A 6,487-nucleotide genomic window follows, 5' to 3' on the forward strand; every position below is an offset into this window, starting at 1 on the left:
GGTTAGCGTGGCCGCCATGAGTAGCGCGCTATCCGACGACAAGATGCTGGCGCGTATCGCCGCTCTGCTGCGCCAGGCCGAAGGCACCGACAACGCGCACGAAGCCGACGCGTTCATGGCGGCAGCACAGCGGTTGGCCACCGCCACCTCCATCGATCTGGCGGTCGCCCGGGCGCATGCCACTAAACGCACACCGGCCACCGCCCCGGTGCAGCGCACCATCACCATCGGATCGCCCGGCACCAAGGGCCTACGTACCTACGTGCAACTGTTCGTCGGAATCGCCGCGGCCAACGACGTGCGTTGCGACGTGGCGTCGAACTCCACCTTCGTCTATGCCTACGGATTCGCCGAGGACATCGACGCCACACATGCGCTCTACGCCAGCCTGGTCGTCCAGATGGTCCGGGCCGCCGACGCCTACCTCGCCACCGGCGCGCATCGGCCTACGCCGACGATCACTGCCCGGTTGAACTTCCATCTGGCGTTCGGCGCCCGGGTGGGCCAGCGGCTGGCCGAGGCCCGCGATGAAACCCGCAGGGCGGCCGAGAAAGATCGCAATCGACCGCCGGGGACTGCGATCGCGTTGCGCAACAAGGAGCTCGAACTGACCGACTTCTACCGCGGTGCTTCGCAGGCGCGAGGTACCTGGCGCGCGACCAGGGCCTCGGCCGGGTATTCGTCGGCGGCGCGGCGAGCCGGGGACCGGGCCGGCCGGCGGGCGCGCCTGGGTGATGACACCGAGTTGTCGGTGGCGCGGTCCGCGCTGGAGCGGTGAGCGGGCAGTTTGAGCGCGACACGCAACGCGCCAAGGTTTACGCCGCGGAGGTGTTTGTGCGGACCCTCTTCGACCGGGCGGCTGAAACCGGGGCCGGCAGTGTGGAGTTCTTCGGTACCGGCATGACACTGCCGCCGGAGGGCCGCTTCGGCTCGGTGGCGGCGGTCAGTCGCTATCTCGACGACGTGCTGGCGCTGCCGGCGGTATGCGCTCGGTGGCCGGACGCCGCGATGCTGACGGTGCGCGCCCGCCGCGGCGTCACGGCGGCGCACTACGAAAAGGTCGGTGAGGCAGGCGTTATCGCCGTACCGGACCAGCGCGGCGCGGACTGGGCGTTGCGGGAACTGGTGGTGCTGCACGAGGTCGCGCACCATCTGTGTGATGTCCGGCCGCCGCACGGCCCGGCGTTCGTCGCGACGTTCTGCGAGCTGGCCGAGTTGGTGATGGGCCCGGAGGTGGGTTATGTGCTGCGGGTGGTGTTCGCCAAGGAGGGCGTCCGGTGACGCCTAACGGTCACCGTTGGGCGTCACCGGCGCCGCGGCTCCTCAGCTGCTGACCGGGACCAGCTCGTCACCGCAGGTGCAGCGGTAGGCCTCGCCGGCTCCCTGACAGTGACACGGGGACTCGATGCGGACGCGGCATCCGCACCCTTCGTGGCCGCATGTCAAGAGCGTTCCCGCTTCGTAATTGGTCATGTGTCGCACCTTTCTCTTGCAACCGGCTGGGCGCCGGTCTGCCGACTATATACCCCATAGGGGTATGGGGTAAAGATATGGGTAGGCGGAAATCATGGTGGCGGTCTAGCCTCAGTGGACGTGACCGAAACACCCACGCCCCGCGACGTCGATACCCTGCTGGACCGCATCTTCGCCGGCGACGACCCCGACCTGCAGGCGGCGCTGGCCGCCAGCGACGCGGCCGGGCTGCCGTCGATCGCGGTCTCCGCGCAGCAGGGCAAGTTCTTGAACCTGCTCGCGACGGCGACCGGAGCCGCCCGCGTCCTCGAGATCGGCACCCTGGGCGGCTACAGCACGATCTGGCTGGCGCGGGCCGTCGGGCCCGGCGGCGCGGTGGTGACGCTGGAGTACGAGCCGGCGCACGCCGACGTCGCCCGGGCCAATCTGGACCGCGCCGGTGTCGGCGATCGGGCGAAGGTGATCGTCGGCCCGGCGCTGGAGACCCTGCCGACACTGACCGGCGATCCGTTCGATCTGGTGTTCATCGACGCCGACAAGGAGAACAACGTCGGCTATCTGGACTGGGCGGTGCGGCTGTGCCGTCCCGGGTCGGTCATCGTGGTGGACAACGTGATCCGCGAGGGGACGATCCTGCAGCCGGCATCCGGCGATGCGACGGCACGTGGTAGCCGGGATGTCTTGGAGTTGATGGGCGAGCACCCGCGACTGCAGGCCGCCGCTATTCAGACGGTCGGGGCCAAGGGCTGGGACGGCTTCGCCATCGCCGTGGTGGCGTAGCCGGGCCGCGGCGGCCGTCGGTCACCCCAGCGCTGCGCTGCGTTATCCGCAGACCGCGCCGATGGCCGCCGAACCGACCAGCTTGCGGTACTTGGCCAGCACGCCGGTGGTGTAGCGCGGTGGCGGGGGAGTGAAACCCTCGGCGCGCGCGGCGAATTCATCCGCGTCGGCCACCACGTCCAAAGTCGCATTGGCCACGTCGAGGCGGATCTTGTCGCCGTCGCGCAGGAACGCCACCGGCCCGCCGTCCACCGCCTCGGGGGCGATGTGGCCGACGCATAACCCCGTCGTCCCGCCGGAGAATCGGCCGTCGGTCAGCAGCAGGACGTCCTTGCCGAGGCCGGCGCCCTTGATCGCACCCGTGATCGCCAGCATCTCGCGCATTCCCGGTCCGCCCTTGGGGCCCTCGTAGCGGATCACCACGGCGTCACCCGCGCTGATCGTGCCGTCCTCGAGGGCATCCAGTGCCGCCCGCTCACCATCGAAAACCCTTGCCGTGCCTTCGAACACATCGGTGTCGAAGCCCGCCGACTTGACCACCGCGCCCTCCGGCGCCAATGACCCGCGCAGGATGGTGATGCCGCCGGTCGGGTGGATGGGGTTGGTCAGCGCGTGCAACACCTTGCCGTCGACGACCGGCGGGTTGAGCTCGGCGATGTTCTCCGCCATCGTCTTTCCGGTGACGGTCAGGCAGTCGCCGTGCAGCAGGCCGGCTTCCAGCAGGGTCTTCAGCATGACCGGCACCCCGCCGATCTTGTCGATGTCGAACATGACGTGCTGGCCGAACGGCTTCACGTCGGCCAGGTGGGGGACCTTAGCGCCCACCCGGGAGAAGTCGGCCAGGGTCAGCTCGACTTCGGCCTCACGGGCGATCGCCAGCAGGTGCAGCACCGCGTTGGTGGAGCCGCCGAACGCCATCACCACCGCGATGGCGTTCTCGAACGCCTCCTTGGTCAGGATGTCGCGGGCGGTGATGCCGCGCCGCAGCAACTCCACCACGGCCGACCCGCTGCGCCGCGCGTAGCCGTCGCGGCGCCGGTCGGCCGACGGCGGGGAGGCGCTGCCCGGCAACGACATACCGAGCGCCTCGGCCGCACTTGCCATGGTGTTGGCGGTGTACATGCCGCCGCAGGCGCCCTCGCCCGGGCAGATGGACCGCTCGATCTCGTCGACGTCCTCACGCGACATCAGTCCGCGCGAACAGGCGCCGACCGCCTCGAAGGCGTCGATGATCGTCACCTCGCGCTCGGTTCCGTCGGAGAGTTGGGCGTAGCCGGGCATGGTGGAGCCCGCGTAGAGGAACACCGCGGCCAGATCCAGCCGAGCGGCGGCCATCAGCATCCCGGGCAGCGACTTGTCGCAGCCGGCCAGCAACACCGAGCCGTCGAGGCGCTCAGCGCACATCACGGTCTCGACGCTGTCGGCGATCACCTCGCGGCTCACCAGCGAAAAATGCATACCCTCGTGGCCCATCGAAATGCCATCGGAAACCGAGATGGTGCCGAACTCCAGCGGGTAGCCGCCCGCTTCGAAGACGCCTTCCTTGGCGGCCTTGGCCAACCGGTCCAGCGACAGGTTGCACGGGGTGATCTCGTTCCAGGACGACGCCACCCCGATCTGGGACTTGGCGAAGTCATCGTCACCCATCCCCACCGCCCGCAGCATCCCGCGGGCGGCCGTCTTCTCCAGGCCGTCGGTGACGTCGCGGCTGCGGGGCTTGATGTCGGCGGAGTCAGGCATCCGCTCAGTATGCCGGTCGGCAGTGGGCGGACAAAACGAATAAATACCCCGCGGGGGTATCGGCTAGCATGGCCACATGAGATCAGCCCTCGCCGTCGTCGTCGCGCTCGTCGTCAGCGTCTCCGTGGGCGCCTGTCACCGCTCAGCGCCGGAGCCCGAGCAACAGGAATCGAGCAGTTCGGCGGTGGCCAATACCGGCAGCCCGGGCGACATCGCCTTCCTGGAGGACATGGTCGTCCACCATCAGCAGGCGCTGGAGTTGACGGCCATGGTGCCCGGCCAGAGCGCCGATCCGGCGGTGGTGGCGCTCGCCGATCACATCGCCGCCCAGCAGCGTGTCGAACTGCAGGGTTGCCAGGCGCAGCTGCTGCAATGGGAAGCGCCCGACAGCGCGCCCGGCGAGCCCGACACGGCCACCGACAAGCACGACATCCCCGGCATGGTCGATGAGGCCACCATGGACAAACTGCGCAGCCTGCGGGGCCCGGAGTTCGACAAGCTCTGGCTGCAGTCGATGATCTCCCACCACCGTGGCGCGATCGAGATGGCGCACAACGAGATTGAACACGGTCAGAGTCCGGAGGCGATCAGCATCGCCCAGTCGTTGGCGGCGCGGCAACAGGCCGAGATAGACCAGATGAACCGACAGTTGGGGACGCTATGACCACCGATGCCCCCGGGTACTCTCCGCGGAAGGACAACTACGCCAAACGGCTGCGCCGCATCGAGGGGCAGGTGCGCGGAATCGCCAAGATGATCGACGAGGACAAGTACTGCATCGATGTCCTGACCCAGATCAGCGCGGTCAACAGTGCGCTGCGCTCGGTCGCGCTCAACCTGCTCGACGAACATCTGGCGCACTGCGTCAGCGGGGCCGTCGCCGCCGGTGGGGACGAGGCCGACGCGAAACTGACCGAAGCCTCGGCCGCGATCGCGCGGTTGGTCCGTTCCTGACCGGCGCGCCGCTACCATGTGACGCGGCAGTTCCGGGGAGGGCGATGCGCCGCACACCGCTGGACGCTGCCCCCAGGAACATGACTGTCGAAACTGGTAAAACCCGAACCGGTCCGTGGACCCCGCGGACCACGGCGCAGTTGGCGATCCTGGCCGCTGCCGCGTTCATCTACGCCACCGCCGAGATCCTGCCCGTCGGCGCGCTACCGGCGATCTCGGCGGGCTTGGGTGTCAGCGAAGCGCTGGTCGGAACGCTGCTGGCCTGGTATGCGGTGGTTGCTGCGGCGACGACGATTCCGCTGGTGCGCTGGACGGCTCACTGGCCGCGCCGTCGGGTACTGCTGGTCACCCTGGTCTGCCTGACCACCTCGCAGGTGATCTCGGCGATGGCCCCGAGCTTCGCGGTGTTGGCCGGCGGACGAGCGCTGTGCGCGGTCACCCACGGGTTGATGTGGTCGGTGCTGGCGCCGATCGCCACCCGGTTGGTGCCGCCCAGCCATTCCGGCCGGGCGACGACCGCGATCTATGTGGGCACCAGCCTGGCGCTGGTGGTCGGTATTCCGCTGACATCGGCGATGAGCCTGCTGTGGGGCTGGCGGCTGGCCGTCGTGGTGATCACCGTGGCCGCGGCGGCCATCACCGTGGCGGCGCGCTTCGCGTTGCCGGCCCTGGTGCTCAGCACCGACCAGCTGGCGCTGGTGGGGCGCCATCACTATCGCAACCGCCGGTTGTTGGGCGTAAGCACGCTGATGCTGATCGCCGTCACGGGCCACTTCGTCTCCTACACGTTCATCGCGGTGATCATCGAGGACGTGGTCGGTGTACCCGGGGCCCGGTTGGCCTGGCTGTTGGCCGCCTTCGGGGCCGCCGGTCTGGTCGCGATGTCGATGCTGGCCCGGCTGCTGGACCACCATCCCAAGGCCGTCACCGGTGGCTGCATGGCCGCGCTGTCCGCGGCGTTCGTGGTATTGGCCGCGCTCTCGATCGGCGGCGAGCACACCACCGGGACCGCTGCGGTCGGCGCCGCGGCGATCGTGCTGTGGGGCGCCATGGCGATGGCGGTGTCGCCGATGCTGCAGTCCGCGGCGATGCGCACCGCGCCCGACGACCCCGACGGGGCCTCGGGGTTGTATGTCACGGCGTTCCAGGTCGGCATCACCGGGGGCTCGCTGGCCGGGGGTCTGTTGTTCGAATGGGCCGGAACGTCGGCGATGCTGAGCGCGTCAGCGCTGCTGGTGGGTGTCACTGCGGTGGGGGTGGCGGCGAGCAAACGCCTCTTCGTTGTTCCCTGACGCGCCGGGCGCGGTAACGTGCGCCACTATACGCACGCCTGAAACCGCAGGTCATTTGTGCGCAGGCCGGTGTTTCGGGGCGTTTTCCACTCGCTGTACGAGTTAGCTGACAGTGGGCCTGTGCCACACTTGAAACCAAGATTTGTGACCGGAGGTACACACATGTCGGGATGGAAGCTCGCGGGTCTCGGAGCCTGGCTGTCCACCGCGGGAATGGCCGCGGTGCTCACCCTGGGCTGCGGAGCGGC

At 68.9% G+C, this 6,487-nt stretch carries 8 protein-coding genes; 6 read left to right on the plus strand and 2 right to left on the minus strand.

Translation table 11 applies throughout. The features are described 5' to 3' along the window. Window positions 1–16: 16 nt before the first annotated feature. Window positions 17–778, plus strand: a complete 762-nt coding sequence (locus DQP56_RS12340) for a DUF2786 domain-containing protein (RefSeq protein ID WP_112685802.1) — start codon at window positions 17–19, stop codon at window positions 776–778. Next, the gene (locus DQP56_RS12345) at window positions 775–1,281 is read left to right on the plus strand and encodes a TIGR04338 family metallohydrolase (protein ID WP_112685782.1); all 507 of its coding nucleotides are present in this window, start codon (window positions 775–777) and stop codon (window positions 1,279–1,281) included. The genes DQP56_RS12340 and DQP56_RS12345 overlap by 4 nt, the downstream gene beginning before the upstream one ends. Window positions 1,282–1,323: 42 nt before the next feature. Here DQP56_RS12345 and mymT read toward each other — a convergent pair whose 3' ends face one another. Further along, window positions 1,324–1,473: a copper-binding metallothionein MymT gene (gene mymT / locus DQP56_RS12350; RefSeq protein WP_112685784.1), complete on the minus strand. Its 150-nt coding sequence runs from the start codon at window positions 1,471–1,473 to the stop codon at window positions 1,324–1,326. 120 nt (window positions 1,474–1,593) lie between these two features. Here mymT and DQP56_RS12355 point away from each other — a divergent pair, with 120 nt between their 5' ends. Beyond that, entirely contained in the window at window positions 1,594–2,253 is a 660-nt protein-coding gene (locus DQP56_RS12355) for an O-methyltransferase (protein ID WP_112685804.1), read from the plus strand. A 42-nt stretch (window positions 2,254–2,295) separates the two neighbouring features. Here the strand turns inward: DQP56_RS12355 and ilvD are convergent, their stop codons facing one another. Then, a complete protein-coding gene (gene ilvD / locus DQP56_RS12360; protein WP_112685786.1) occupies window positions 2,296–3,993 on the minus strand; it encodes a dihydroxy-acid dehydratase in 1,698 nt (565 codons plus the stop codon). Between the two features lie 76 nt (window positions 3,994–4,069). Here ilvD and DQP56_RS12365 point away from each other — a divergent pair, with 76 nt between their 5' ends. The 3 genes from DQP56_RS12365 (at window position 4,070) to DQP56_RS12375 (ending at window position 6,239) form a co-directional block, all read left to right on the plus strand. After that, window positions 4,070–4,657: a DUF305 domain-containing protein gene (locus DQP56_RS12365; protein WP_112685788.1), complete on the plus strand. Its 588-nt coding sequence runs from the start codon at window positions 4,070–4,072 to the stop codon at window positions 4,655–4,657. Further along, window positions 4,654–4,947 carry a copper-sensing transcriptional repressor RicR gene (gene ricR / locus DQP56_RS12370; RefSeq protein ID WP_112685790.1) on the plus strand — a complete coding sequence of 98 codons (294 nt, stop codon included), beginning with the start codon at window positions 4,654–4,656 and terminating at the stop codon, window positions 4,945–4,947. The genes DQP56_RS12365 and ricR overlap by 4 nt, the downstream gene beginning before the upstream one ends. Window positions 4,948–5,027: 80 nt before the next feature. Further along, the gene (locus DQP56_RS12375; protein ID WP_112685792.1) at window positions 5,028–6,239 is read left to right on the plus strand and encodes an MFS transporter; all 1,212 of its coding nucleotides are present in this window, start codon (window positions 5,028–5,030) and stop codon (window positions 6,237–6,239) included. The last annotated feature ends 248 nt before the right edge of the window (window positions 6,240–6,487 follow it).

It is taken from the genome of Mycolicibacter senuensis (assembly GCF_003284925.1).
Taxonomy (GTDB): domain Bacteria; phylum Actinomycetota; class Actinomycetes; order Mycobacteriales; family Mycobacteriaceae; genus Mycobacterium; species Mycobacterium algericum_A.